Raw genomic sequence first — 24,712 nt, 5'->3', positions numbered from 1 at the left:
ATGCGCTCGAAAGTCGTCCTCAGGCGCCTGCTGCGCAACAAGCAGGCCCGCTACGGGTTCATCGCGCTGGTCCTGCTGGTGGGGCTGGCGTACGTCGGGCCGTATTTCGGCTCGTACGAGTGGACCGACAAGGACTTCCTGTCCTTCCTGTCGCCGCCGGACGGCGACCACTGGTGGGGCACCACGTCGATCGGCCAGGACATGTACGCGGTCACGCTCCGCGGCATGCAGAAGTCCATCGTCATCGGCCTGCTGGTGGCGCTGATCTCGACCGGCCTGGCGGCCATCGTGGGCGCGTTCGCCGGATATTTCGGTGGCTGGGTGGACAAGGTGCTCATGTGGGGTGTGGACCTGCTCCTGGTCCTCCCGAGCTTCCTGGTCATCGCGATCATCTCGCCGCGGCTGCGGGACGGCTCCTGGATCTGGTTCGTGGTGCTGCTCGCCGCGTTCTCCTGGATGATCACCTCCAGGGTGGTGCGCAGCATGACGCTCTCGCTCCGCGAGCGGGAGTACGTCCAGGCCGCCGTCTACATGGGCATCCCGCGCTGGAAGATCATCTTCCGGCACATCGTGCCCAACCTGTCCTCGCTGCTGATCATCGACGCCACGCTCAACGTCAGTGGCGCGGTCATCGGCGAGGCGGCGCTGTCCTTCTTCGGCTTCGGCATCCAGCCGCCCGACGTCTCGCTGGGCACGCTCATCGCGCAGGGCTCCGGCAACGCCACCGGCTACCCATGGCTGTTCGCCTTCCCCGCCGGCCTGCTGGTCGCCCTGGTGCTCAGCGTGAACCTGATCGGCGACGGCCTGCGTGACGCACTCGACCCGGGGAGCAACTCGTGAGCATCTTGGAGGTCAGGGACCTCACCGTCACCTTCCCCGGCGGCATCGAGGCCGTGCGCGGCGTCAGCTACGAGGTCGAGCGCGGTGAGGTGCTCGGCATCGTGGGCGAGTCCGGCTCCGGCAAGTCCGTGACCTCGCTGGCCGTCATGGGCCTGCTGCCGCGCAACGCCGCGGTCAGCGGGTCGGTCAAGCTGCACGGCCAGGAGCTGCTCGGGCTGAAGGAAGACGAGCTGATCAAGGTGCGCGGCAAGGCGATCAGCATGATCTTCCAGGATCCGCTGTCGGCCTTCACGCCCGTGTTCACCATCGGCGACCAGATCGCCGAGGCCGTGCGCGTCCACCAGAAGATGGGCAAGGACAAGGCCGCCAAGCGGGCCGTGGAGCTGCTCGACCTCGTCGGCATCCCGAACCCGAACCTGCGGGCCAAGGCGTTCCCGCACGAGTTCTCCGGCGGCATGCGGCAGCGCGCGATGATCGCCATGGCCATCGCCAACGACCCCGACCTGCTGATCTGCGACGAGCCGACCACCGCGCTCGACGTCACCATCCAGGCGCAGGTCCTGGAGGTGCTCAAGACCGCGCAACAGGAGACGGGCGCCGGCATCGTGATGATCACCCATGACCTGGGCGTCATCGCGGGCATGGCGGACCGGGTGCTGGTCATGTACGCGGGCCGGCCGGTCGAGCAGGGGCCCGTGGACGACATCTACTACCGGCCGCGGATGCCGTACACGATGGGGTTGCTCGCCTCGATCCCCAGGATCGACGGCGAGGAGGGGGCGCTCGTCCCCATCGAGGGCAACCCGCCGTCGCCGGCGTCGCTGCCGCCGGGCTGCCCGTTCGCGCCGCGCTGCCCGATGAAGGTGGAGATGTGCGACGACGAGGAGCCGCCGCTGACCCCCTTCGGCGGCGGGCGCCACGTGGCCTGCATCCGCTCGCACGAGATCGAGCACAAGGGCCTGACCGGGGCCGACGTGTTCCCGGTGCCGGTCATCCCGCCGAACGACGTGGTCCGCGTGCCGCGCACCGAGCGCGCCACCGTCCTGGAGCTCGACCAGCTGATCCGGCACTACCCGCTGATGAAGGGCGCGGTCTTCAAGCGCCGCGTCGGCACGGTGTTCGCCGTGGACGGCATCAGCCTCGACATCGCCGAGGGCGAGACGCTGGCCCTGGTGGGCGAGTCCGGCTGTGGCAAGACCACCACGCTGCAGCAGATCATGCAGCTCCAGCCGCCGCAGGGCGGCCGGGTCGTCGTGCTCGGCAGGGACAGCGCCACGCTGGACAAGGCGGGGCGCAAGGCGCTCCGCGGCGACCTGCAGATCGTCTTCCAGGACCCGATGGCCGCCCTCGACCCCCGCATGCCGATCGGCGACATCATCGCCGAGCCGCTGCGGGCGCACGGCAAGAAGGACGTGTCCGCCAAGGTGGCCGAGTTGCTGCAGCTCGTCGGGCTCGCGCCCGAGCACGCGGAGCGCTACCCGCAGCAGTTCTCCGGCGGTCAGCGCCAGCGCATCGGCATCGCCCGCGCGCTCGCGCTGGAGCCGAAGCTGCTGGTGCTGGACGAGCCGGTGTCGGCGCTCGACGTGTCCATCCAGGCGGGCGTGATCAACCTGCTGGAGGAGCTGAAGAACAGGCTGGGCCTGTCCTACCTGTTCGTGGCGCACGACCTGGCCGTGGTCCGGCACCTGGCCGACCGGGTGGCCGTCATGTACCTGGGCAGGATCGCCGAGATCGGGACGGTCGAGAACGTCTACGACCACCCCGCCCACCCCTACACGCAGGCACTGCTCTCGGCGATCCCGCTGCCCGACCCCGAGATGGAGCGCACCCGCAAGCGGATCCTGCTCGAAGGCGACCTGCCGAGCCCGGCGGACCCCCCGTCCGGGTGCAGATTCCGCACCCGTTGCCCCAAGTTCGCCCAGCTCAGTGAGGCGGAACGGCGGCGTTGTGTGGACGAGGAGCCCTCGGTTGCCCGGCTGGCGAACGCCGTGGACCACGGCGCAGCCTGCCACTACGCGGAGGAGATCGAGGTCATCACGGCCTCGGACAATCAGGAGGAAGAGTGAAGGTTCGTTACCGTGCGGCCGCTGGGCTGGCGGTCCTGGCCATGGCCGTGGCGGCCTGTGGCGGAGGCGGCGGCACCGAGAACAAGCAGCCGAGCACCGAGCAGTCGAAGCAGGCTCAGCAGCAGATGGCGGAAACCCCGTCCATCAGCATCAACCCCGTCCCGTACGAGCAGGTCAAGGACGGCGGCACGCTCACCCTGTCCATCGGGCAGTGGCCGACGCAGTGGAACGGCAACCACGTCGACGGCAACCAGGCCGACACGGCGACGATGCTGGACCCGATCATGCCCCAGCTGATGATGGCGGACGAGAACGCCACCTTCACGCCGAACCCCGACTACCTGACCGACGTGAAGAACGACATGTCGTCGGGCAAGCAGGTCGTCACCTACACGATCAACGAGAAGGCCACGTGGTCGGACGGCACGCCGATGACGTGGAAGGACCTCGAGGCGGCGTGGAAGGCCAACAACGGCGAGAACAAGAAGTTCAAGCCGGCCTCCACGGACGGCTGGGACAAGATCGAGTCGGTCGAGAAGGGTGACTCCGACAAGGTCGCCGTCATCACCTTCAAGAAGCCGTACTCGGAGTGGCAGGGCCTGTTCAACCGGGGCACCTCGCACCTGTTCCCGGCCGAGCACATCTCGTCGCCCGACGCGTACGACAACGACTACAACCAGAAGATCCCGGCGACCGCGGGTCCCTTCAAGGTGGAGTCCCTCGACGAGGGCACCAAGACGCTCACCCTCGTGCGTGACGACAAGTGGTGGGGCAAGAAGGCCAAGCTCGACAAGCTCATCTACCGGGCGATCCCCGACCCGGCCGCCGAGGTGAACGCGTTCGCCAACGGTGAGATCGACGCCGTGGAGATCGCCGCCGGTGCCCCGGCCGACCTGAAGCGCGCCAAGGAGGTGCCGAACGCCGAGATCCGCAAGGCGCTCAGCCCGAACTGGCGGCACATCACGGTCAACAACCAGAGCGAGTTCCTGAAGGAGAAGACGGTCCGCCAGGCCGTCCAGTACGCGATCAACCGTGACGTGATCACCCAGTCCGACCTGAAGGACATGGAGTGGCCGCTGCAGACGCTCGGCAACCACGTCTTCATGAACAACCACAAGGGCTACGTCGACAACTCCGGCGACCTCGGCAAGTACAACCTGGAGAAGGCCAAGCAGCTGCTCGACGCGGCCGGCTGGAAGCAGGAGGGTGAATACCGCAAGAAGGACGGCAAGGAGCTCGCGCTGAGCTTCGTCATCCCGACGGCGACCCCGGTCTCGCAGACCGAGGGTGAGCTCACCCAGGCCATGCTGAAGGAGGCCGGGATCAAGGTCACGATCCGCCCGGTCCCCGTCGACAAGTTCTTCAACGACTTCATCATCAAGGGTGACTTCGACCTGGTGCCGTTCTCCTGGATCGGCACGCCGCTGCCGCTGGGCTCGATGCCGCAGATCTACAAGACCGGCTCCGAGAGCAACTTCCCGAAGGCCAGTGACCCGGCCGTGGACGCCGCCATCCAGGCGGCCGTGGACGAGATGGACCCGGCCAAGGCCATCGAGCTGGCCAACGCCGCGGACAAGCTGATCTGGGACATGGTGCACACCATCCCGCTGTACCAGCGTCCTGACATCTGGGCGGCCAAGAAGACGCTCGCCAACTTCGGCGCTCGCGGTTACAAGTACTACGACTGGACGGCCGTCGGCTTCACCGGCTGATCCCGTCCTGGCATGACCCCCGGCCGTCTCCGGCCGGGGGTCTTCGCTTATCCGGTGAACTCGCGCAGGGTCATCGGCGGCCGGCCGCCGTAGCGCTCGATGCTCTCCGTGACCCGGTAGAGCGGGTGGTCGCCGTGGCCGATGAAGCGGAAGAGCGCCCACAGGTGGGACAGGTGCTCGACGGCGACCTCGTCGCCGTACACCTCCATCGCCCGCGCCGCCCACGCCTCCGGCGGCACGTCGGCGTACTCCACCCCGAACGCCTCCGCCGCCTCGCCCACCGTCGCCATCTGCCCGTTGACCAGGCACACCGGATCGGCCGGAGCGGGATCGAGCAGGAGCCCCGCGCCCACCCGGGCCACGTCCTGGCCCGCGACCAGCGGGATCCACGTGTCCGGAGCGCCCAGCGGCAGCGCCAGCCGCCCGGCGGCGGCCACCACGACGGCCAGGTTCTCGAAGAACACCCCGGCCCGCAGGTGCACCGCGCCCACCCCGGCCCAGTCGAAGACCTGCTCGGCCACCCAGTGCCGGCGCATCCGGGGCGTGGCCGCCTCGGGCGAGGCGTCGAGCTGCGACACCTCGACGACGCGTGCCACGCCTTCCTCCCTGGCCGCCGCGGCGAACGCGGCGGCGGCGTCCAGCAGGCCGGCCGTCACCGGATAGGTGAAGAACGCCCGCGTGACCCCGCGCATGGCCGGCCGCACCGACGAGATCTCGCGCAGGTCGCCCACCACCACCTCCGCGCCGAGCTTGCGCAGCTCCGCGGCCCGCTGGTCGTCGGAGCGCACGAACGCCCGCACCGCCTCGCCGCGCTCCAGCAGCAGGTCGACGACGTGCCGCCCGGTCGATCCCTGCAGCCCTCCGGCCGCGCCCGTCACCAGGATCATTTCTCCTCCGGAAGGTTGAGGGTGAACAGGCCGAGCCGCTCCAGGTCACGCAGGAACGCCTCGGCGGGGAACGCCTCGGCCGGGCCGAACACGCCGGGGCCGGGGCCCTGGCCGCCGGCCAGCCGGACCGCGGCCTCGACGGAGGTCAGGGCGCTCATGCGCCACAGGTCGTGCCCGCGCGCCTGCCCGGCCCGGCCGCCGCCCGCCGCGATCACCTGCGCGGCGACCGTGAAGGCGGAGCCCGCCCGGGTGGCCGCGTCCACGTGCTCGCTCGAGAACGCCTGCTCCTCCTCGAACGTGTGCGCCGTGAGCTGCGCCTCCACCCGCGGCGTGGCCACGTGCCTGGGCACGGTGACGACCTCGGAGAACGGCACGGGGGCGATCATCGTGCGCGGCCCGAGCGGCGGCGGGAACGGGAAGACGGCGTTGCGCGGCTCGACGTAGCCGACGTGCTGGGCGCCGTCGGTGTACGTGATCCGCTGGGTGTCGGCGAACAGCAGTTCGGCGGTCTTCCTGGCCCCCGTCGTCAGGCGCCAGCCGCTCACCGCGTACGCGGTGATCACCCGCTCGATCCCGGTCATGCCGGCGGCCACCGCGCCGGCGAGCAGGTCGCCCAGCCCGCCGTAGAAGCTGGTCGCCGTGAGCATGGTGATGCCCGCCCGCCGCGCGGGCTCCCGCATGGCGTCGAACATCCATTTCGTGTGGTGCTGCTCCAGGGCGTGGTCCACGTAGTGGCAGCCGGCCTCGGCCGCGGCGGTGGCCAGGGGCCGGCCGGTGTGTGTGAACGGGCCGGCGCAGTGGATCAGCACGGCCGCCCGGCCGGCGAGCTCCCGTAACGCGCCGGGGTCGTCGATCGCGGCCTGGTGCGTGGGGGCCCCGCCGAGCTCGTCGGACAGGACCTTGAGCGCGCCGCCGTCGCGGCCGGCCAGGATGACCTCCCGGCCGCGGGCCAGCAGCTCGGCCGCCACCAGGCGCCCGGTGTGGCCCGTGGCGCCGTAGACGGCGAAGTGCGGTGAGGACATGACTCACCTCCATGTTGCATACTCGGCGTACGTAACTAGTCTCGAAGTTACGTACCGCGAGTATGTAAGTCAATGGGGAGCACGATGATCCGCCGTACCCAGGCAGAACGTTCGGACGAGACCACGGGGCGGCTGGTGCTGGCCGCACGTGAGCTGTTCGGGACCCACGGATACGCGCCCACCTCGATCGACGCGGTCGCGGCCGCGGCCGGGGTCACCAAGGGGGCCGCCTACCACCACTTCGGCGGGAAGGCGGAGCTGTTCCTGGCCACGTTCGTGGCGGAGCTGGAGGCGGTCGACGCCCGGCTCCTGCGGGTCGCCGCGGAGGAGAGCGACCCGTGGGCGGCGCTGCGGCGCGGCTGCCGCACGTTCCTGGAGCACTGCCTCGACCCCCGGTTCCGGCGGATCGTGCTGCTGGACGCGTCCTCGGTGCTGGGCTGGGAGCGGGTCCGCGAGATCGAGCACGACCACATGCTGCGCGTCCTGCTCGACGGGCTGCGCGTGGCCGTGGCGGCCGGGCAGGCCCCCGACGGCGACCTGGCCGCCCGCGCGCAGCTCGTCTTCGGCGCGCTGTGCGAGGGCGGCATGTTGCTGGCCCGGTCCGAGGACCCGGCGGCCGACCTGCCGCGGATCGCCGCGGAGGCCGACCGGTTCCTGGCCGCGCTGAGGGTGTGACCGGGCGCTACACCGAGGCGGCGAGCGAGACCTCCACGCCGCCGCGGGTGCCCCAGCGGTTGACCCGCCAGCAGGTCAGGACCGCGTAGAGGTACAGCGGGCGCAGCACCAGCAGCCGCCAGACCGAGGCCAGCGGCGCGAGCGCGAACAGCAGCAGCCGCGCCCCCGTGCTCTCGTCGCTCCGGCGCACGGTGAACAGCCGCAGCGCCATCAGGTAGTTCATGGCCAGCCCGATCTGCGCCGCCGCCACCGAGAGCTCACCCAGGTGCGCCCGGCAGGCCGGGTCGGCGACCAGCACGATCGGGATGGCCAGGGCGAGCAGGAGGTGCAGGTACTCCGCCACCGTGGTCCAGAAGACCACGCCGGTCAGCGGCAGGTACCGCAACCACCACAGGTGCCGCACCGTGATGCCGCGCATCCAGCGCAGCTGCTGCTTCGCGTAGTGGTCCAGCCGCTCGGGCGCCAACGTGAAGACCAGCGACGACGGCTGGTGCACGGTGCGGCCGGCGAGCAGCGAGTAGAGGGTGAGCATGGAGTCGTCGTTCATCTGCATGGGACGCCCGCGGAAGCGCTCGTTCTCGTAGGCGCCGGCGGCCCGGCGGACCACGTCCGCGCGGTAGAAGGCCAGCGCGCCGGAGTTCATCGTGACGCTCCGCAGCACCGACTGGGCGCTGCGCAGGCCGTGGGTGAAGGGCAGGTACACCAGGCAGGTCATCCGGGTGAGCAGGTTGGCCGCGCGGTTCAGCACCAGCACGTGCCCGGCCACCGACCGCACCCGCGGGTCGGCGAACGGCGCCAGCCCCTCCCGCACCGCGTGCCGGTCGAGCACGGAGTCACTGTCCAGGGTGAGGAAGATGTCCCCGTCGTCCTCGGCCAGCGCGCGCATCTGGGCGAAGCGCTTGCCCCGGTTCTCCGTACGGTCCCAGGTCGTCTCGATGCCCCGCACCGCGGCCTGGGCCTCGAACTCGCGGCGCACCTCGTCGTACGTGATGGGCTCCCCGGTCACCCGGTCGGCGGAGCCGTCGTCCACCACCCGCACCCGGTTCACCCGCCGGCTCTGCGCCAGCACCGAGCGCAGGCACGCGCGCAGCGCCTCGGGGTCCTCGTTGTAGACGGGGACCTGGACGGTCACCCGCAGCGCGGCGAGCGGCCCCCGCCGCCCGGGCGGGACCCGGACCGGCCGCTCGAACCAGGCCAGCGGCAGCCACCACAACAGCAGGAAGGAGGTCAGCCAGGCGACCGACACGTCGTGGGGGCGCCCGTCGGCGGCCCCCGCCAGCGCGGCCAGATGGGCGATGCCCCAGGCGGCGTATCCGGCGACCGGAAGCGCCCCCAGGACCAGCAGTTTCCGGTGACCGGCGTACCGGGCGGTGATTCCCGCCGCGGTCACGGGCCCAGCGGTCAGGGGCACAGTGGTCCCCGCCCGCGCCGGAACCTGGAGCGCACCAGGAAGGCGCCGGCCAGCACGAGCGTGACGCACAGCCCGACCAGCCAGGGATGCCCGCCCGCCAGCGCGGCCACGGCGACGCCACTGCCGAAGCCCGCCAGGGACCCGTATGCCATATGGCCTCCTTGGGTGACATGAATAAACGCAGTGAATTTCGCCGGAGGGACTTTCTGGTAATCCCCACGCCACTTAAAGGCATTTGCAAGCGCTCAATTTCCCCGAAAAACCGGCATGTCATTCAATTCCTGGTGGAGCAAGGGCAACGGTGATCGACTGGGTGGCGCCGGCCGTACCCCGGAGGTCGGCGAACGTCAGGCCCAAGGACCGGCCCGTTGTGGTGGCGGTGACGACCGGCGGCGCGGAGACCACGGCGCGCACCGGGTGCTCCCAGGTGACGGCGAGCGCGGCCGCCTGACGCGGCGGGTCGGAGACGCACAGCAGGGCGGTGCCGTCGGACCGCTCGCGGACCAGCACGCATGCGGGAGCGCTCACCGAGATCCCGCCGGCCCGGCCGGGGGCCCAGAAGTTCGCCGCGGTCAGGCCCAGCTCCGGGACCCTGATCGCCTGCACGGCCGCCGTGTTGGCCAGGACCTCCACCCGGCCGTCCACCGCGCGGGCGCGGGTGGTCTCCACGTTGGCGCCGGGCATCAGCGCGTACGCGTAGGAGGCGCCGGCCGGGTCGGGGCCGTGGTCGAGCCACATGGTCAGGTACCGGCGGGTGATCGGGGCGGGGGAGCCGCCGGCGTTGACGTCGCGCCAGGAGCCTGTCCGCTCCTCGAGCAGGAAGTTCAGGTCGGCGGGGGAGAGGAAGACGTACCCGGCGTGCCCCATGACGTGGGCCCAGGAGACGCCGGGCCGCCGCGCCGGCCGTCCCGGGGCGGCGCCCGCCGGCTCACCGTCCACGCGGACGAAGGCGCTGCCGCGCGCGCCCAGGTTGCGGTTGTCCACGACCGTCTCCACCGGCACCCCGTCCGCGCACGTGATGCCCGCGCCCAGGCACACCACGCAGTCGTCCAGGAAGAACCACGCCTTCCTGGCCGCCAGCGTGCCGCCCAGCCCCCGCAGGTCCTGCCCCACCGCGGCGAACTCCCCGTCCGTCGCGCCACCTGCCCACGCCGCGTCCGGCCGGGGCAACGTCCACTCGCCGCCCTCCCCGTCCGCCAGGCGTTTGGTGGAGACCGTGACCCCGGGCAGCCGGTACGGGTCCGCGGTCGCCCAGAACGCGTCCGCGTACTGCTCCTCCCCGAACCCGTCCCCCCACCACGACAACCAGCCGGCCCCCGTGTGCCAGCCGCGCGCGTTCTCCCCGTTGCCGTACTCGTAGTGCGCCACCCGCCGCGACGCCATGCTCACCGAGGCCGCCCAGCCCGGCCGCCGGTGGGTGGCCCGGTCCATGCCGGGGAACAGCCGGTGCTCCACCGGCTCGGCCGCCGCCTGGACCTTCGCGGCGGCCACGGCCCGGAGCCGCGCCACGCGGGCGATGCCCAGGGACCGGTTGTCGGCCACCGGCCGGCCGCGCTCCAGCCAGCCCTTGACCATGGCCCGCCAGCGCTCCGCGCGCTCCTTGCCCGCGGCATCACCCGAGGCATCGTCCGCGGCATCACCCGAGGCATCGTCCATGGCGTCGGCCAGCAGCGCCATCGAGGCGAGCAGGCCGTGCGCGCGCCGGTGGTCGTCCGGCCGGCCCGGCGACCCGCCGCGGCTGATGCCGCGCCCGGCCACGTTGTCCATGACCAGCCCGTTGTACACGAACGGCGGCACCGCCCGCTCCACCACGCCGAGGAACGCCCGCAGCTCCGGCCCGTTCAGGTCCCAGTCCGAGCCGCGCAGCAGCGCGGCCAGCATCCCGAGCCCGCCCAGCAGCACCGCGCCGTAGCCGCCGACGTGCGGCACGCAGGAGTGCTGGAGGAAGGAGCCGTCGGCGTGGAAGCCGTCGCCCGAGGTGACCGGGACGAACACCGGGGCCAGCGCGTTCCTGGCCAGCTGGATCCGCGCGCCCTCGCCCCCGAGGACCCCGCGCAGTGCCAGCACGCGGCACAGGTCGACCCGGTTGGCGCCCGTGCTGTTGCCCTCGTATCGGGCCACCGCCGACTCCGGGACGAACGCGTCCACCGCCGCGCAGCAGGCGTCCGCCCGGCGTTCCGTCAGCCGCCCGGACATCAGCACCGCCGTGTCCAGCAGCGCCTGCGGGCCGCCGATCCGCCAGTGCCACCAGTTCCCGTACGCGGTGGTGCCCGGGTGGTACACGTCGGCGAGCAGGTGGTCCAGGCCCGCGAGCACGGCCCGGCCCAGCTCGGTCTGGCCGGTCACGCCGGTGCCGGGCTGCGCGTACGCCTCGGCCATGACGCGCAGCCTGGTGAAGCTCTCGTACAGGTGCCCCGACGACACGTGCGGCAGCTCGTCCGAGCCCGCGTATCCCAGGCCGCGCCAGAGCGCGCCCCGCTCGGGGGTCATCCGCGCGCGGTGGCCCGCAGCCGCCCGGCCCAGCTCGGCCAGCCGGCTCCGGTACGGCTCCGTTTTCCGGTCGAAGCCGTCCCCGAGCAGCAGCGTCCGCCACCTCGCCCGCAGCTCCGCGTACTTCGGGGCGCCCGCTTCCGTGGCCTTCGCCGTGGCCTTCGCCGTGGCCTGGGCGGGCAGCCCCGGGACCAGCGCCGCCCCGCCCGCGGCACGCAGGAGCGCGCGCCGCGTCCATCCACCCGCCATGAGGACCCCCGAGGCCGATCGTGCTTACTTGCGGACATCGGGGACGATATAGAGCGATCACCCCGCAAGCGGGGCCGACGTCAAGGGCATTGATCGACTACTGACCGATTCATGCCCTATAGGCGGGCTCCGGCGCCCGCTCGCACCGCCGCTGGGACGTTCTGCGGCGGATCGACGGTGTATCCGTAGTACGTGCGCGGCTCGACCACGGTTCCGGCCACCTCGGGGGTGCCGGAGTTGACGAAGATGTTGTTGCGCTGCACGGCCCGGCCGGGGCCGCTGTCGGCGTACCCGCCGGCCGAGTAGAGCGGGTGCGGCACGTTCTCGAAGTAGTTGCCCTCGACCACGGCCCCGGCGTTCTCCGTGGAGGCCACGCCGTACAGCTCGTTGCCGAGGAAGTAGTTGTTGTAGACGTGCACCGGCTCGCCGAACCTGATGCGCGGGTGCCGCTGGCGGCTGTGGTCGAAGAAGTTGTGATGGATCGTCACCTTGAGGTGACCCACGTCGGTGCCGGCGGCGCCGTCGGAGTGGCTGATCAGCATCGCCTTGTCGGCGTGGTCGAAGTGGTTCCACGAGACCGTGACGTAGTCGGCGCCCCGCACGATGTCCACCGATCCGTCCACCGCGCCGGAGAAGGTGTTGTGGTCGATCCAGATGTGGTGCGACTGCTGGCCGATGTTGACCGCGTCGTCCTCGGCGTCCGTGAAGCGGAGGTTGCGGACGATCACGTTGTACGACCGGTAGAAGTCCAGGCCGCCGCCGGTGATGTGCCCGGTGTTCCCGACGCCCTCGATGGTCTTGTTGGGGCGCACCCCCTGCTTGCTGGTGATCGCGATCGTGCCGGAGACCTGGATGACCAGGGGTTCGAGGCTGTCGATGTACTCCAGGAACTGCTCGGCGTTCGTGGCGGTCACGGTCCGGCCGCCGGCGCCGCCGGTGGTGCCGTTCTGGCCGAGCGCGTTGACGGCCGCGAACCCGGTCGGCGCGTCGGCCGCCGCCTCCGCGCCGAGGGGGTGCAGGACGAGGGCGGCGGCCACTGCCAGGGCGGCCATCCATCTCGAGGGCATGGTGCTCTCCGCTCGCTGGGGAACTGTCGGTCGGTCCTTCGGAAAGCGCTTTCCTGAGCGCATTATCGACATCGTCTCGAAAGCGGTAAAGCGGCGATGAAAGTTTCACCGGCTCGCGGCTCGTTTCCGCTGGTGCGGGAGGTCGTCCGGAAGGGGGCGGACGGCGGGGCCGGGAAAGTCGCGGGATGGCGCCTAGAGTGCTTGTGGGAGCGCTCCCAAACCCCTTCGAGCCGAGCCGGAGCAGCCTGCGATGAGCAACCCCAGCAGAAGATGGACGAGCAGGGCGGCGGCGCTGGCGCTCGTCGCGGCGAGCCTGTTCGCGCCCCCGGCGACCGCCATGGCCGCCTTCCCCTACCAGGACCCCGCCCTACCCGTCCCGACCCGGGTCGCCGACCTCATGTCCCGGATGTCGCAGGACGAGAAGCTGGGGCAGATGACGCAGGCCGAGCGCGGCTCGGTCAGCGACTCCGACATCACCGCCTACCGGCTCGGCTCCGTGCTGTCCGGCGGCGGCTCGGCGCCGTCGCCCAACACCGCGACCGGCTGGGCGGACATGTACGACAGGTTCCAGAACGCGGCCCTGGCCACGCCGCTGGGCATCCCTCTCGTCTACGGCGTGGACGCCGTGCACGGGCACAACAACGTCGTCGGCGCCACGATCTTCCCGCACAACATCGGCCTCGGCGCCACCCGCGACCCCGCCCTGGCCCAGCGGATCGGGCGGGCCGTGGCCGAGGAGGTGGCCGGCACCGGGATCGACTGGAACTTCGCGCCCTGCCTGTGCGTGGCGCGCAACGACCGCTGGGGGCGTACGTACGAGTCCTTCGGCGAGACGCCGGACCTGCCCTCGTCGATGGCCTCGATCGTGACCGGCCTGCAGGGCACGGCGCTGAACGGGCCCGCCTCCGTGCTGGCCACCGCCAAGCACTACCTCGGCGACGGCGGCACCACCGGCGGCACCGACCAGGGCGACACGCAACTTTCCGAGGCGGAGCTGCGGGCCGTCCACCTGCCGCCGTTCGAGGCCGCCGTGGAGCGCGGCGTGGGCTCGGTCATGATCTCGTTCAGCAGCTGGAACGGCACCAAGCTGCACGGCCACCAGTACCTGATCACCACGGTGCTCAAGGGCGAGCTGGGCTTCGACGGTTTCGTGGTCTCCGACTGGAACGGCATCGACCAGATCGACGGCGCCCCGGGCATGTCCGCCCTCGACGTGCGCACCGCCGTGAACGCCGGCATCGACATGGCCATGGTGCCCACCGACTGGCGGCGCTTCATCGACCTCCTGCGCGCCGAGGTGCAGGCCGGACGGGTCAGCACGGCACGGGTGGACGACGCGGTGCGGCGCGTGCTGACCAAGAAGTTCGAGCTCGGGCTGTTCGAGAAGCCGCTCACCGACCGGTCGTACACGGCGGGCGTGGGCAGCTCCGCGCACCGGGCGCTGGCCCGCGAGGCGGTGGCCAGGTCGCAGGTCGTGCTGAAGAACGCCGGCGGCCTGCTGCCCCTCGCCAGGACCGGCGGCAAGATCTTCGTGGCGGGCAAGAGCGCGGACGACATCGGCAACCAGAGCGGCGGCTGGACGGTCTCCTGGCAGGGCTCGTCCGGGAACATCACCCCCGGCACCACGATCCTCCAGGGCATCAGGAACACCGTCGGGTCCGGCGCGACCGTCACCTACAGCCGGGACGGCAGCGGGATCGACGGCTCCTACCGCGTGGCGATCGCGGTCGTCGGCGAGACCCCGTACGCCGAGGGCGAGGGCGACCGCCCCGGCGGCCTGGGCCTGGACACCACCGACCTGAACACCATCGCCACCCTGCGCGCCGCCGGCGTGCCGGTCGTCGTGGTGCTCGTCTCCGGCCGGCCCCTGGACATCGCCTCCCAGCTGTCCGGCTGGAACGCCCTGGTCGCCGCCTGGCTGCCGGGCACCGAGGGGCAGGGCGTCGCCGACGTGTTGTTCGGGGCCGTGCAGCCGACCGGCAAGCTGCCCATGACCTGGATGAGCGCCGCCTCCCAGCAGCCGATCAACGCGGGCGACGGCAAGACGCCGCTGTTCGCGCAGGGGTACGGGCTGGCGTACGAGCCCACGGGCGACGACACCAGCCCGCCCACCGCCCCCGGCACGCCGGTCGCCTCCGCCGTCACCTCCTCCTCGGCCACCCTCACTTGGGCCGCCGCCACCGACGACGTGGGCGTGACCGGCTACGACGTGGTGCGCGTCCAGGGGACGGCCGAGACGGCGGCGGCCTCGTCCGCGACCGCCTCGGCCGCGCTCACGGGCCTGGCGGCGAACACGTCCTACACCTTCGCCGTGTACGCCAAGGACGCGGCCGGCAACCGCTCGCCCCGCTCGGGCACGGTGACGTTGACGACCGGCGGGGGCGGCACGGGCGGCTGCACCGTCGCCCCGTCCGCGCAGAGCCAGTGGGGCAACGGGTACGTCATCCAGGCGACCGTGACCAACACCGGCACGTCGGCGCGGAACGGCTGGACGGTCACGTTCACCCTGCCCGCCGGCCACACGCTCACCGGCCACTGGAACGCCACCCTGACGGTGACCGGCCAGACCGTCACGGCCCGCAACGCCCCGCACAACGGCTCCCTGAGCGCCGGCGCCACCACCTCCTTCGGCTTCCAGGCCAGCCGCCCGAACACCAGCACCGCCCTGCCTTCCGGCTACACCTGCACGTAGTCGGCGACGGGGCGGCGCCGTGAGGGGCGGCGGGGCGGCCCCGCGCTGCCCGCGCGGTTGGGGGCGGCGCTGTGAGGGGTGGCGGGCGGGCCGGGGTGGCCGGTCGCCCGCCACCCCTGAACCCACCCGCCGCTCTTGCACCGCAGCCGGGCGCGTGCGGTGGGTGGGTCGCTTCGGGGCGGGGCCCGGGTCAGCGGTTCACGTGCAGGCGGCCGAAGTCGACCTGTGGGGTGCCGCCGGCGAAGTTGGCGTCCACCTCGGCCCGTTCGGCGGCGCTGGGGGTCGCGTTGGTGCAGCTCACCGGGGCGCTCGAGCCGGACATCAGGTCGGAGCAGCGCCCGGTGCGCCGGTCGGGCAGGCCCAGGATGTGGCCGATCTCGTGGGTGGCGATCCGTAACCGGTCGTAGCCCTGGTTGACGGCCTGCCGGCCCATCCAGATCGTGCCGCGGCCCAGGCTGGTGGGCAGGGCCCGGGGCCAGCCGTTGTCGGCGTACACGACGAAGTGGGCCGGGGTGCCCCGGACGAGCCGGACGTTGACCACGCTGGAGTTCCAGACCTGGGCGGCCTGGTCCACCGTGGTGACGAACTCGGCCGCTCTGGAGGCGTCGTACCTGAGCACCGTGACCAGGGCGGTGGCCTGCGCGGGCGCGGTGACGCACAGGAACGCCAGGCTGAGGGCGACGGAGAGGATGAAGCGAAGGGGTCTTGACACGGATCCTCCTCCGGGAGTTAGGGGGTGCTGTGACGGTATGCGCACCCCGTGACTCCCGGAGAGGTGTCAGATTGCCCCTATCACGGTGATATGGCCTCAGCAGATGGTCTGCCGGCTGTTGACGAGCGTGTTGTTCCTGAAGGTCGTGTTGACGCCGCACGGGTTCTCCGTGATGGCGGAGTTGGTCACCGTCAGGTTCTGGATGACGATGTCCGAGGTGTTCGGGAACTCCGAGCGGGCCGCCAGCCGGATGTCGCCGGGGCCGGTCACGGTGCCGCTCTGGGCGGCGATGTTCACGTTGTAGCAGTTCTCGATGAGGATGGCGTTGTTGCCGGTCTGCGCGATGTCCACGCGGTTGATGACCGCCCCGCCGCTCTCCGAGACGCAGAAGACGCCGCGTCCACCGCCGCGCGCGATCACCTGGTTGACACGGATGTTGGTGGGGTAGCCGCTGCCGATCCGGCCGTTCCTGTTGGCCATGCGGAAGGCGGCGTAGCCGGTGCCGGTGCCTGCGCCCTGGGCGTCCACCGTGTTCACCGTGGCGTTGACGGTGTCGTTCAGCAGCAGGCCGGAGTGGCCGGTGTTGCGGGCGGTGACGGTGCCGACGGTGAGGCCGTCCACGCCGTACGTCTCCACGCCGTGGGTGCCGGTGCCCGAGACGTAGACGTTGTCGACGCGTACGTTCCTGGTGCGGACGCTGCGGTCGCCGTGGTTGTCGATCCGGATGCCCAGGCCGCCCGACAGGCGCATGTCGATCTGGCCGAGCGTGATGTTGACGCCGTTGCGCACGAAGATGCCGTACAGCGGGGCGCCGGTGACGTTCAGGTGCTGGACCTCGACGTCCGTCACGCCCCTGGCGTACACGACGGCCTGGTCGCCGGAGCCGGAGCCGGTCACGTTGACGGTGCCGCAGACGTCCAGGACCGTGTAGCTCGGCAGGGACAGCCGCGAGCCGGCGCTCATCGAGCCCGAGCCGCGCACCACGACCCGCTGCTTGGCGGTGCGGCCCGCGGTGAGGCTGCCCACGGCGGCCTGCATGGCCGAGAGCATGCTGGTGCCGGTGTAGACGGTCCTGCCGCCGTTGCGGGCGGTCCAGGTGCTGCCGCTGAGCACCGCCTCCGCGTTGTACGAGCCGTCGCCGCACGCCAGCGTCCGCGCGCCCGTCGCGCCGGTCCCCGAGCTGCCGGTGCCTGAGCCTCCGGTCCCGGAGCCGCCGGTACGGCCCTGCGCCGCGGCGCCGGACAGACCGGCCGTCATGAGCGCCATCGCGGTGAGCCCGGCCGTGAGGGCGATCCGGCGCTTGCTGGTGCTTCGCATACTCCGCTCCTGTGGTGGGGGTGGGCCACCTGTCCCCGGCCGCTGAATCGATTCATTAAGCGTCAAGCGTCTGACCTGGGATGACGTGCGCGAGTGGGATGGCGAACCGGGGCAATGCGGCGGCTGATTCGTGCGGAGTATTGCAACGTTCAAATCGGGTCGTCAACAAGCCGTGAAACTTACATGACAGCCCCTTGTCGACCGGGGTTCACGTGCTGCGGCGGTTGCGTACGTACAGGAACAGGCCGAACAGCACGCCCGCCACCACGCCCACCGCCGCCGAGTGGATCAGCGTGTAGCCCGGGAACAGCGAGAACACCAGGAAGAAGGCCACGGTGTACATCGCCGCGCCGATCAGGGGGCGGCGGGCGGCCCAGGCGTTGGCGTGCGCGGTGGACACGACGGAGGGCAGCGTCATCGCGCCGATCGCCGCCCCGGCCACGATCCCCGGCACGAGGCCGCGCTGCTGCGTCATGAGCGCGGCCATCAGCGTGGTGGCCAGCACGCACAGGACGCCGTACCCCCAGGGGAACTCCTTCTTGAGCTCCCGTCGCGGTTCGTCCGTCGACGACATGTGTGACTCCTTCCGGGGTCGAAAGCCTCGCCTTGGAGGCGTTCCATCTCGTTCCACCGGATCCGCCCCCTCGCGCCACTCAAAACTGTAGGTATCCGCGCGCACACTCAGTGCATGCAGAACGAGCCGCTGGAACTCGGCGAGATCTCCGTCCCCGACTGGTACGCCCACACCGACAAGATGGCGGAGGTGGGCTTCCTGGCCATCGCCAGGAGGCTGCCCTCGCTCGTCTCCCAGGCGCTGCGGATGGCCTGGCAGGCGAGCCCGCGCGACGCGGTGGCCACGGTCGTGCTCAACCTGCTCGGCGGTGTGTTCACCGCGTTCGGCCTGCTGGCCACCACCGGCGTGCTGACCGCCCTGTTCAGCGAGGGCCCGACGCCCGACCGCGTGGTGGCGGCGCTGCCCAGCCTGGCGCTGGTCGGCGCGGCGGCGGTGCTGCGCACGGCGACGCAGGCCGGGGCCGGCTGGGCGCAGTCCCGCCTCACCCCGCAGATCGCCCGCCTCAGCGAGGAGCGCCTCTACGGCCTGACCAGCCGGGTGGAGCTGGTCGCCTACGACGACCCCGACTTCCACGACTCCCTCGAACGCGCCAGCGCCCGCGACGGCTCCGGCGGTCAACTACTTGCACATTGTTCAAGTACGGCCTAGGGTCGGGACTTGCTTGAACAAAGTTCAAGTCAGATGTCGTCGCCCAGGAGGCTCTTCACATGCCGGTTCCCGTCGTCGTCGCCGCGACGTTGCAGTTTCTGCTCGCGGCGACCTTTCTCGCCGTCCCGCTCGCCGTCCACACCCACGGGGACCGCGTACAGCGCGCCGCCGAAGGGGTCCTGGCCAGGCACGGAGTTCCGGCCGAGGCTCTGGCGAAGCATCGGATCAAGTTCGCGGAGAGCGTGCTGGAGTTGATGTTCCCGGTGTCCATCGCGGTGGTGCTGCTCGCGCTGGGCGGGCTCGTCCTGGGCGGTGTCAGTGCTGGACGGATCCTGTCGTGGGGTGCCGCCGGGCTGCTGCTCACCGGCGGGGGGCTGGTAACCGGCAGCCAGGTGTTCGCCCGCCGGGTCGTCGTGGCCGTTCTCCGGCGGTCGGCCGATCCGGCCGTACGGGGTCTCGACGGCGGGGCCGTGGCGGACGCGGCCGCGCGGGCGTTCCCCGCCTGGCTCCGGCCCGTGATCCTGATCCGTTTCGCGCTCACCACCCTGGGCTCGTTGCTGGTGATCGTCCTGCTGGCCACCCCCGCCGCCGGCGTGTACTTCGGCGGTTAGCGCGTGCTCCGGGCCGCCGACCGATGGTTCGCGTCCCCGCATGAGGCGCTCGATCGCGAGCCGGCCGGCGAGCGGGGATGGGAGAACGGACTGGGGGCGGCTGCCTTGGCCGTCGGCCGTCAGGGCGTGCCGCCGGCGGCCAGCCGGGCTTCCAGGCCGTCGAGGATGGCGTTCAGGCCGAACGCGAACGTGTCCTCGTCCGGGAGGGCCGCGGCCTCGTACACCGACGGCATGGTGCGGGCGCGCAGGTGGGGGAACTGCTGCGCTATCTCCTCGATCCGCGCGACGGTGTCGCGCAACTGCTGCTCCTCGTCCGCCCCGGTCCGGCGCAACCGGGCGCGCCAGGCCAGCTCACCGGCCTCGCCGTGGGCGGCGCCGACCACGAACATGAGCACCGTGGCCGCCGCCTGGTCGGCGTCGGCGGGGGCGAACCCGGCGGTTTCGTAGACGGCCAGGCAGTGGTCGTCGTAGCGGGCCTTGCCGGGGCCGTACACGAGGTGGGTGCTCATGGCGGGCACGATCCAGAAGTGCCGGCTGATCATGCCGTGGGCGCCGGCGGCCAGCGCGGCCGCGGCCGCCCGCCAGCCGATCGCGGCGGGATCCGGCAGCTCGATCTCGCCCCACACGTGGTCGGCGGCCAGCACGACCAGCTCGTCCTTGCTCTTGACGTGCCAGTACATCGCCGTGGCCGCCGCCCCGAGCTGGGTGCCCAGGCGTCGCATGTTCAGGCCGTGGACGCCCTCCGCGTCCAGCACCGCCACCGCGGCCCGGACGATCTGCTCCCGGGTCAACGTGTCGCGCGGCATGAGGACAACCTAGCGGGTGCCGGACGGTCGGCGGTGACGGCGGGTCGGGGCGGTGGCGGCGAGGTGGTCGTGCAGGTCGGCGTGGCGGAACTGGTAGACCGGGCCCACCGTGCGCAGCAGGCCGAGCCGGTGCACGTCGTCGAGGAAGCGCATGACGCGCCAGGGCAGCCGCCCCGTGACGGCCAGGCGGACCATGGCCACGAGGCACGCCAGCCAGGCATGGTGCCGGCCGGCGACGAGCCCGTACACCAGCCCGAACTGCAGGCCGCCCTCGATCACCACTTCCGTCATCACCGCGACGGAGGTGGTGGTCCCCTCCCGCAGCCAGAGCCCCGCGGTCAGGGCCATCACCAGCCCGAACATCAGCGAGATCGCCACCCCGCGGAAGAGCGTGAGCGTCCTGTCGGCGCGCCAGGTGCTGCGGGGCGTGCTGAAGGAGACGAGCTTCGGCTGCTCCGCCCACTTGATCAGGCCGACGGCGACCCCGAAGACCAGCCCGAAGACCAGGCCGCCCCTGAGGGCGAACGGCAGCCCGTGGGTGAGCGGGTCCGTCATCCCGATCAGCACGCCGATCGCCACGAAGAGCACCAGCCCGAACGCCATCCCGGCTGTCAGCCCGAACACCAGGCCGTGCGCGAGGCCCCGGCCCAGAGCGGTGATGGCCCCTCGCCGGCGCAGGCGGAGGTCCGCGTGGCCGGGCGTCTCGTCCAGCCACGAACCGTGGATCGCCAGCGCCACCGCGAAGCCGGTGCTGATCCCGAGGAGCAGCCCGGTGAGCAACGAGTCGACCAGGGTGATGATCGCCCCGAACACCAGCCCGAACGTGGCCCCGGCCGCGAGCCGCACCCCGACATGACGCGCGAGCGAGCGCAGGCGGGCACCCCGGCTCGTCCGGCCGCTCCCGACCGTTCGGCCGCCGCTCCCGGCCCGTCGGTCGCGTGCCGTCCCGAGCAGGGCCGCCACGCCGATCGCGAGCCCGAACCCCAGGCCGATGACCGACCCGTCGATCAGCCCGGTGAACATCCCGAACAGCGGCCCGGTCCCCGGCCCCGGCACCACGCCGGCCGCCACCCCGGACACGAGCGCGCACAGCGCCATGCACACGATCACGGTCGAGACCCAGATCACCGGCCAGGCCACGAGCGGGAACCGGGGCGCGGTGCGGGCGATGCGCCACCAGGCGATGTCCCGGGTGGCGTGGAAGTGGCGGGCGAGGTGTCCCAGGTGGCGGCGTACGTCGTCCGGGTCGAGGCGGCGGCGGGGCCGGAAGTGGTCGGCGGGGTCGGCGCTGGGCGGGCGGGTCTCGATCAGCGCGGGGATGAGGCGGTCCAGCAGGTGGGTACGGAGCGTGCCGAGGTCGGCCCCCACGTGGCCGGTCAGCGGCGAGGGGTCGGCGCCGGGCGCGACGTAGACGGTGCGGATCAGCCACAGGCCCAGGGGAGTGCCGGCCAGCGCGGTCAGGCCCGGCGCGGCACGCGCGGACAGCGCGGCCAGCACCTTCTGCCAGGGCTCCGTGGGCGTGGCGGGCAGGCAGTCTCGCAGGTAGCCCGCGGCCGTCTCGGGGCTCAGGCGCTTGGGCGCGATGACCGCGGCGCCCGTCAGCGGGCGGCCCGCCTGGCGGACGGCGGTGCCGAACTCGACGCTCCGGCTGGTCAGGATGAGCTGGTCGCGGGAGGTGAGCGAGGCGTTGAGCGCACTGATCACCTTGGCGCGGGCGCTCCCGCCGATCTCGTCCAGGCCGTCCAGGACGGGCAGGATGTGACCGTCGTACGCGAGCGTGGCCGCGGTCCCGAGGCGGCGGCGGACCCGGACGCCCAGGGGGCCCGTCCGCACGCCCGCCGGTATGGAGCGCGCTCGCGCGCCCGCCAGCGACGGGTAGTCCTGGGCCAGCCGCACCGCCAGCCAGTCGTGCAGGCGGGGGTACGCGTCGACGTCCCATCCGCTGACCGGCAGCAGCACCGGCACGGGCACGACCTCGCCGGGCTCCGCCCCGGCGAGGTCGGCCGCGCGGGTGGCCAGGAGTTGCAGCAGCAGTTGCACGGCCAGGGTGGTCTTGCCCATGCCGGGGCCGCCGGTGATGACCAGGCAGTGCCGGGGCAGCGCCTGGAAGGCGCGGGCGAGGGCGGCGATGTCGGTCGCGCTGCCGGTGAAGGTCGCCGGCTCCGCCGTGCCGGTGACCAGCCGGGCCGGGCTCATCACCTTCTCGTCGGCGGTGAGCCGCCAGAGGACCGGGATCGGCTCGGGGTCGTGGAGGAGGCGGTGGCGCGCTTCCGCCCGCCACTGGCGATCGACCAGCTCGGCCAGTTCCTGGGCGGCGGCGTCCGCCTCGGCGCGGGTCGGGGCGGTCGTGGCCGAGCGGTGGCTCCAGACGGCCGTCGCGACCACGGCCGTGGCGGCGGCCACCAGGACGGCGACGGCGTCGGCGAGGCTGACCTCGGCCTCGGGCCGCACCGCGGTGACGACCAGGACGACCAGGGAGGCCAGCGCCACGCCGACCATTACGACGGTGACGGTCTGCCATCGGGGCTTTCGGAAGGGCACGGCGACATCTTTACCGCTTGGTCGCTCTCTGTCGTTTGATGTGTGCAAATTGTGATCCAGCGACGGGGGTCGCCGGAACCTCGCCGCACCGGGACCCGGCCCGGCCATGCCGGCCGGGTCCCGGTGGCGGGTATCAGCAGGTCGAGAGCATGCTGTTCAGAGCCGACTTCTCGGCGCTGTCGGTGGTCAGGCCCCAGTACCACTTGACCTGGATCCAGGCGCGGGCGTACCGGCAGCGCTCGGCCGTGCGCGGCGGCTGCCACTGCGCCGGGTCCTGGTCCGACTTCGACTGGTTGACGTTGTCCGTCACGGCCCACAGCTGCGGCCCGCCCAGGTCGTTGGCGAACTGCTGGCGGCGGGAGGTGGTCCAGGACCACGCGCCCGAGGCCCACGCCTCGGCCAGGGGGACCATGTGGTCGATGTCCACGTCGCTCGCGGCGGTCCAGGTGGCGCCGTCGTACGGGCTGTACCAGGAGCCGGAGGTGGCCGCGCAGGAGGAGTCCGTCACGACGCCGGTGCCGTCCCGCTTGAGCACCTCCTCGCGGGTGTTGCAGGTGCCGCTGACGGTGGTCCAGTGCGGGAACAGGTCCCGGTTGTACGTGCTGCCGTGCGACTCGGCGGACACCGTCAGCGCGGCCAGGCGGGAGGCGGCGGTGGAGGCGGAGGGGATGTTCGGGGGGATGGCGGCGGCGGGCTGGGTGCTGATCGTCAGGGTCAGGGCGGCGGTGCAGGCGAGCGTCAGGGCAGCGGGTAACGCGCGGTCGCGATGCATGGGGGATCGGCCCTTCTGCCGCCGTCCTCGGACCGGCGCAACTACCGGTCAGGGAGCGAGGAGGGCGGGCATCTCGACGGTGCCAGCGTCCGCTTGGTCCATATATGGCCAGGTTTGCCGAGCTGCCGGGAAGGTGTTGATCGATTCCTGACATTGGTCGTCATGGCGCTACCGGTGAGTCCGTCAAGGTTGGGACGGCGTTCACCGGCGGGTCAGAAGGGCGGTGCGACAGGGTGGTGCCGTCGCACGACGGGAGGCGACGGGCGGCGACGGGCGGCGACGGCACGGGGTCACGGGCGGCGGACGCGGTAGCGCAGGTGCGTGACGCGCTGCGCGGGCGCCTCGGTATCGGGCGTGCTCAACCGGCGGACCAGGTCGAGCTCCACGCGCTCCGCCGGCAGGTTGTCGAACAGCCGCCGCCCCTGCCCGAGCAGGACCGGTACGACGTGCAGCTCCAGCTCGTCGAGCTGCCCGGCGCGCAGCAGCGCCTGGGCCGCTCCGGCGCCGTGCACCATCACGTCGCCGTCCCCGGCGGCCGCGCGCGCCTGCTCGGCGCACTCGACCACGTCGGTGACGTAGCGGACGCTGCCGGGCGGCGGGTCGTCCGGGACGTCGTGGGTCAGCATGAAGATCGGTACGCCGTCGTGGTGGTCGCCCTGCCAGCGGCCGGCCAGCTCGTACGTACGGCGGCCCGAGACGACGGCACGGGTGGACATCGCCTCGTTGAACACCTGGCCGCTCGGCCCCGGCTCGGCGCGCCGGTCGAGCCAGTCGAACAGGCGGAACCCGCCGATGCCCAGCGGCGCGTCCGCGCTGTCGTCCGGCCCGGCGACGTAGCCGTCCAGGGACATGGTCATGTACAGCCGGATGATCGCCATCGGTCAGGCCTCCGATCGCACGCGGTAGCGCAGGTGCAGGGCGTCCGGCCCGTCCAGGGCGCGGAGCGGTTCGAGCTCGATGTGGTCGGGCGGCATGTCCTCGAACAGCCGCCGCCCCTGCCCGAGCAGCACGGGGATCAGCTGCAGCTCCATCTCGTCCAGCAGCCCGGCGCGAAGGCACGCCCGTGCGGTCGCGGCGCCGTGCAGCAGGATGTCCCGGCCACCGGCCGCGGCCCTGGCCTGCGCGACGCAGGACGCGATGCCGTCGGTGACGTATCGCGCGTGCCCCGGCGCGGGCTCGCCGGGCGCGGCACGGGTCAGCACGAAGATCGGGACCCCGTCGTGGTGGTCACCGGCCCAGCCGCCCGCGAGCTCGAAGGTACGCCGACCGGTGATCACCGCGCCCGTGGCCATCAGCTCGTCGAACACGGTGGCGCCGGCCCCGTCGGCGGGCCGGCGCGAACGCGGGTCCCCGCCGCTCGCGGGCACCCAGTCGTGCAGCCGCTCGCCGCCTGTCCCGAGTCCTCGACCCACTTTGTCGTCCGGGCCGGCGATGAAGCCGTCCAGGGACATGGACATGTAGAGGACGACCTTGCTGTCGGTGATCGGCATGTTCCGGCTCCTTCGTCAGAGGTGGCCGCCGCGCCGGACGGGCGGCCACGGTGGGGCGGGTGTCGTCGGTACTGACGTGCCGTCCGGAAGAACTCATCGGTCCGCGGAGAAAATAGCCAGGGATCGTGAA

The 24,712-nt window shown here is 72.1% G+C and carries 21 protein-coding genes; 7 read left to right on the top strand and 14 right to left on the bottom strand.

Going from position 1 to position 24,712, the window contains the following annotated elements; translation table 11 throughout:
- From ACBJ59_RS19340 to ACBJ59_RS19330, 3 genes are read left to right on the top strand one after another with little or no spacing between them, the layout of a single operon-like run.
- Window positions 1-840, top strand: a complete 840-nt coding sequence (locus tag ACBJ59_RS19340) for an ABC transporter permease (protein ID WP_364136263.1) — start codon at window positions 1-3, stop codon at window positions 838-840.
- A complete protein-coding gene (locus ACBJ59_RS19335; RefSeq protein WP_375111594.1) occupies window positions 837-2,906 on the top strand; it encodes a dipeptide ABC transporter ATP-binding protein in 2,070 nt (689 codons plus the stop codon). The genes ACBJ59_RS19340 and ACBJ59_RS19335 overlap by 4 nt, the downstream gene beginning before the upstream one ends.
- A complete protein-coding gene (locus tag ACBJ59_RS19330; protein WP_375111593.1) occupies window positions 2,903-4,618 on the top strand; it encodes an ABC transporter family substrate-binding protein in 1,716 nt (571 codons plus the stop codon). The genes ACBJ59_RS19335 and ACBJ59_RS19330 overlap by 4 nt, the downstream gene beginning before the upstream one ends.
- Window positions 4,619-4,665: 47 nt before the next feature.
- On the opposite strand, the gene ACBJ59_RS19325 is transcribed toward ACBJ59_RS19330, so the two are convergent.
- Both ACBJ59_RS19325 and ACBJ59_RS19320 read right to left on the bottom strand, forming a co-directional pair.
- On the bottom strand, window positions 4,666-5,505 hold the full coding sequence (locus ACBJ59_RS19325; protein WP_375111592.1) for an NAD(P)H-binding protein: 840 nt from the start codon (window positions 5,503-5,505) through the stop codon (window positions 4,666-4,668).
- Window positions 5,502-6,527 carry a saccharopine dehydrogenase NADP-binding domain-containing protein gene (locus ACBJ59_RS19320; protein WP_375111591.1) on the bottom strand — a complete coding sequence of 342 codons (1,026 nt, stop codon included), beginning with the start codon at window positions 6,525-6,527 and terminating at the stop codon, window positions 5,502-5,504. Before ACBJ59_RS19320 ends, ACBJ59_RS19325 begins: the two co-directional genes overlap by 4 nt.
- A gap of 84 nt (window positions 6,528-6,611) precedes the next feature.
- Here ACBJ59_RS19320 and ACBJ59_RS19315 point away from each other — a divergent pair, with 84 nt between their 5' ends.
- Window positions 6,612-7,202, top strand: a complete 591-nt coding sequence (locus ACBJ59_RS19315; RefSeq protein ID WP_375111590.1) for a TetR/AcrR family transcriptional regulator — start codon at window positions 6,612-6,614, stop codon at window positions 7,200-7,202.
- A 7-nt stretch (window positions 7,203-7,209) separates the two neighbouring features.
- Here the strand turns inward: ACBJ59_RS19315 and ACBJ59_RS19310 are convergent, their stop codons facing one another.
- The 4 genes from ACBJ59_RS19310 to ACBJ59_RS19295 form a co-directional block, all read right to left on the bottom strand.
- On the bottom strand, window positions 7,210-8,592 hold the full coding sequence (locus tag ACBJ59_RS19310) for a glycosyltransferase (protein ID WP_375111589.1): 1,383 nt from the start codon (window positions 8,590-8,592) through the stop codon (window positions 7,210-7,212).
- An 11-nt stretch (window positions 8,593-8,603) separates the two neighbouring features.
- Window positions 8,604-8,765, bottom strand: a complete 162-nt coding sequence (locus ACBJ59_RS19305) for a hypothetical protein (RefSeq protein WP_375111588.1) — start codon at window positions 8,763-8,765, stop codon at window positions 8,604-8,606.
- A gap of 118 nt (window positions 8,766-8,883) precedes the next feature.
- On the bottom strand, window positions 8,884-11,352 hold the full coding sequence (locus ACBJ59_RS19300; protein WP_375111587.1) for a polysaccharide lyase 8 family protein: 2,469 nt from the start codon (window positions 11,350-11,352) through the stop codon (window positions 8,884-8,886).
- Between the two features lie 116 nt (window positions 11,353-11,468).
- Window positions 11,469-12,419, bottom strand: coding sequence for a polysaccharide lyase family 1 protein (locus tag ACBJ59_RS19295; RefSeq protein WP_375111586.1), 951 nt, complete (start codon window positions 12,417-12,419; stop codon window positions 11,469-11,471).
- A 250-nt stretch (window positions 12,420-12,669) separates the two neighbouring features.
- Between ACBJ59_RS19295 and ACBJ59_RS19290 the strand changes: the two genes are divergently transcribed.
- A complete protein-coding gene (locus ACBJ59_RS19290; protein ID WP_375111585.1) occupies window positions 12,670-15,111 on the top strand; it encodes a glycoside hydrolase family 3 N-terminal domain-containing protein in 2,442 nt (813 codons plus the stop codon).
- A gap of 190 nt (window positions 15,112-15,301) precedes the next feature.
- Here ACBJ59_RS19290 and ACBJ59_RS19285 read toward each other — a convergent pair whose 3' ends face one another.
- The 3 genes from ACBJ59_RS19285 to ACBJ59_RS19275 form a co-directional block, all read right to left on the bottom strand.
- A complete protein-coding gene (locus ACBJ59_RS19285) occupies window positions 15,302-15,823 on the bottom strand; it encodes a snapalysin family zinc-dependent metalloprotease (RefSeq protein WP_364123638.1) in 522 nt (173 codons plus the stop codon).
- 96 nt (window positions 15,824-15,919) lie between these two features.
- Window positions 15,920-17,140, bottom strand: a complete 1,221-nt coding sequence (locus tag ACBJ59_RS19280) for a hypothetical protein (RefSeq protein ID WP_375111584.1) — start codon at window positions 17,138-17,140, stop codon at window positions 15,920-15,922.
- 208 nt (window positions 17,141-17,348) lie between these two features.
- Window positions 17,349-17,714 (bottom strand): hypothetical protein, encoded by a 366-nt coding sequence (locus tag ACBJ59_RS19275; RefSeq protein WP_375111583.1) that lies wholly within the window; start codon window positions 17,712-17,714, stop codon window positions 17,349-17,351.
- A 114-nt stretch (window positions 17,715-17,828) separates the two neighbouring features.
- Between ACBJ59_RS19275 and ACBJ59_RS19270 the strand changes: the two genes are divergently transcribed.
- Entirely contained in the window at window positions 17,829-18,362 is a 534-nt protein-coding gene (locus ACBJ59_RS19270) for a hypothetical protein (protein ID WP_375111582.1), read from the top strand.
- 59 nt (window positions 18,363-18,421) lie between these two features.
- Window positions 18,422-18,973: a hypothetical protein gene (locus tag ACBJ59_RS19265; protein ID WP_375111581.1), complete on the top strand. Its 552-nt coding sequence runs from the start codon at window positions 18,422-18,424 to the stop codon at window positions 18,971-18,973.
- 119 nt (window positions 18,974-19,092) lie between these two features.
- Here ACBJ59_RS19265 and ACBJ59_RS19260 read toward each other — a convergent pair whose 3' ends face one another.
- The 5 genes from ACBJ59_RS19260 to ACBJ59_RS19240 form a co-directional block, all read right to left on the bottom strand.
- On the bottom strand, window positions 19,093-19,779 hold the full coding sequence (locus ACBJ59_RS19260; RefSeq protein ID WP_375111580.1) for a TetR/AcrR family transcriptional regulator: 687 nt from the start codon (window positions 19,777-19,779) through the stop codon (window positions 19,093-19,095).
- Window positions 19,780-19,788: 9 nt separating this feature from the next.
- The gene (locus ACBJ59_RS19255) at window positions 19,789-22,320 is read right to left on the bottom strand and encodes a hypothetical protein (RefSeq protein ID WP_375111579.1); all 2,532 of its coding nucleotides are present in this window, start codon (window positions 22,318-22,320) and stop codon (window positions 19,789-19,791) included.
- Between the two features lie 133 nt (window positions 22,321-22,453).
- Entirely contained in the window at window positions 22,454-23,092 is a 639-nt protein-coding gene (locus tag ACBJ59_RS19250; protein WP_375111578.1) for an HNH endonuclease family protein, read from the bottom strand.
- A 290-nt stretch (window positions 23,093-23,382) separates the two neighbouring features.
- Window positions 23,383-23,970: a dihydrofolate reductase family protein gene (locus ACBJ59_RS19245; protein WP_375111577.1), complete on the bottom strand. Its 588-nt coding sequence runs from the start codon at window positions 23,968-23,970 to the stop codon at window positions 23,383-23,385.
- Between the two features lie 3 nt (window positions 23,971-23,973).
- Window positions 23,974-24,582: a dihydrofolate reductase family protein gene (locus ACBJ59_RS19240; protein WP_375111576.1), complete on the bottom strand. Its 609-nt coding sequence runs from the start codon at window positions 24,580-24,582 to the stop codon at window positions 23,974-23,976.
- Window positions 24,583-24,712: the final 130 nt, after the last annotated feature.

The organism is Nonomuraea sp. MTCD27 (assembly GCF_041950495.1).
Taxonomy (GTDB): Bacteria; Actinomycetota; Actinomycetes; order Streptosporangiales; family Streptosporangiaceae; genus Nonomuraea.
This window is presented reverse-complemented; position numbering and strand designations above follow the sequence as displayed.

What these genes read in the sequence shown, in the direction of transcription:
- ACBJ59_RS19280 (WP_375111584.1), bottom strand. Translation starts at nt 17,140, where the DNA reads ATGCGAAGCACCAGCAAGCGCCGGATCGCCCTCACGGCCGGGCTCACC.
- ACBJ59_RS19300 (WP_375111587.1), bottom strand. Translation starts at nt 11,352, where the DNA reads ATGGCGGGTGGATGGACGCGGCGCGCGCTCCTGCGTGCCGCGGGCGGG.
- ACBJ59_RS19295 (WP_375111586.1), bottom strand. Translation starts at nt 12,419, where the DNA reads ATGCCCTCGAGATGGATGGCCGCCCTGGCAGTGGCCGCCGCCCTCGTC.
- ACBJ59_RS19245 (WP_375111577.1), bottom strand. Translation starts at nt 23,970, where the DNA reads ATGGCGATCATCCGGCTGTACATGACCATGTCCCTGGACGGCTACGTC.
- ACBJ59_RS19315 (WP_375111590.1), top strand. Translation starts at nt 6,612, where the DNA reads ATGATCCGCCGTACCCAGGCAGAACGTTCGGACGAGACCACGGGGCGG.
- ACBJ59_RS19240 (WP_375111576.1), bottom strand. Translation starts at nt 24,582, where the DNA reads ATGCCGATCACCGACAGCAAGGTCGTCCTCTACATGTCCATGTCCCTG.
- ACBJ59_RS19325 (WP_375111592.1), bottom strand. Translation starts at nt 5,505, where the DNA reads ATGATCCTGGTGACGGGCGCGGCCGGAGGGCTGCAGGGATCGACCGGG.
- ACBJ59_RS19270 (WP_375111582.1), top strand. Translation starts at nt 17,829, where the DNA reads ATGCAGAACGAGCCGCTGGAACTCGGCGAGATCTCCGTCCCCGACTGG.
- ACBJ59_RS19340 (WP_364136263.1), top strand. Translation starts at nt 1, where the DNA reads ATGCGCTCGAAAGTCGTCCTCAGGCGCCTGCTGCGCAACAAGCAGGCC.
- ACBJ59_RS19275 (WP_375111583.1), bottom strand. Translation starts at nt 17,714, where the DNA reads ATGTCGTCGACGGACGAACCGCGACGGGAGCTCAAGAAGGAGTTCCCC.
- ACBJ59_RS19260 (WP_375111580.1), bottom strand. Translation starts at nt 19,779, where the DNA reads ATGCCGCGCGACACGTTGACCCGGGAGCAGATCGTCCGGGCCGCGGTG.
- ACBJ59_RS19250 (WP_375111578.1), bottom strand. Translation starts at nt 23,092, where the DNA reads ATGCATCGCGACCGCGCGTTACCCGCTGCCCTGACGCTCGCCTGCACC.
- ACBJ59_RS19290 (WP_375111585.1), top strand. Translation starts at nt 12,670, where the DNA reads ATGAGCAACCCCAGCAGAAGATGGACGAGCAGGGCGGCGGCGCTGGCG.
- ACBJ59_RS19265 (WP_375111581.1), top strand. Translation starts at nt 18,422, where the DNA reads ATGCCGGTTCCCGTCGTCGTCGCCGCGACGTTGCAGTTTCTGCTCGCG.
- ACBJ59_RS19305 (WP_375111588.1), bottom strand. Translation starts at nt 8,765, where the DNA reads ATGGCATACGGGTCCCTGGCGGGCTTCGGCAGTGGCGTCGCCGTGGCC.
- ACBJ59_RS19320 (WP_375111591.1), bottom strand. Translation starts at nt 6,527, where the DNA reads ATGTCCTCACCGCACTTCGCCGTCTACGGCGCCACGGGCCACACCGGG.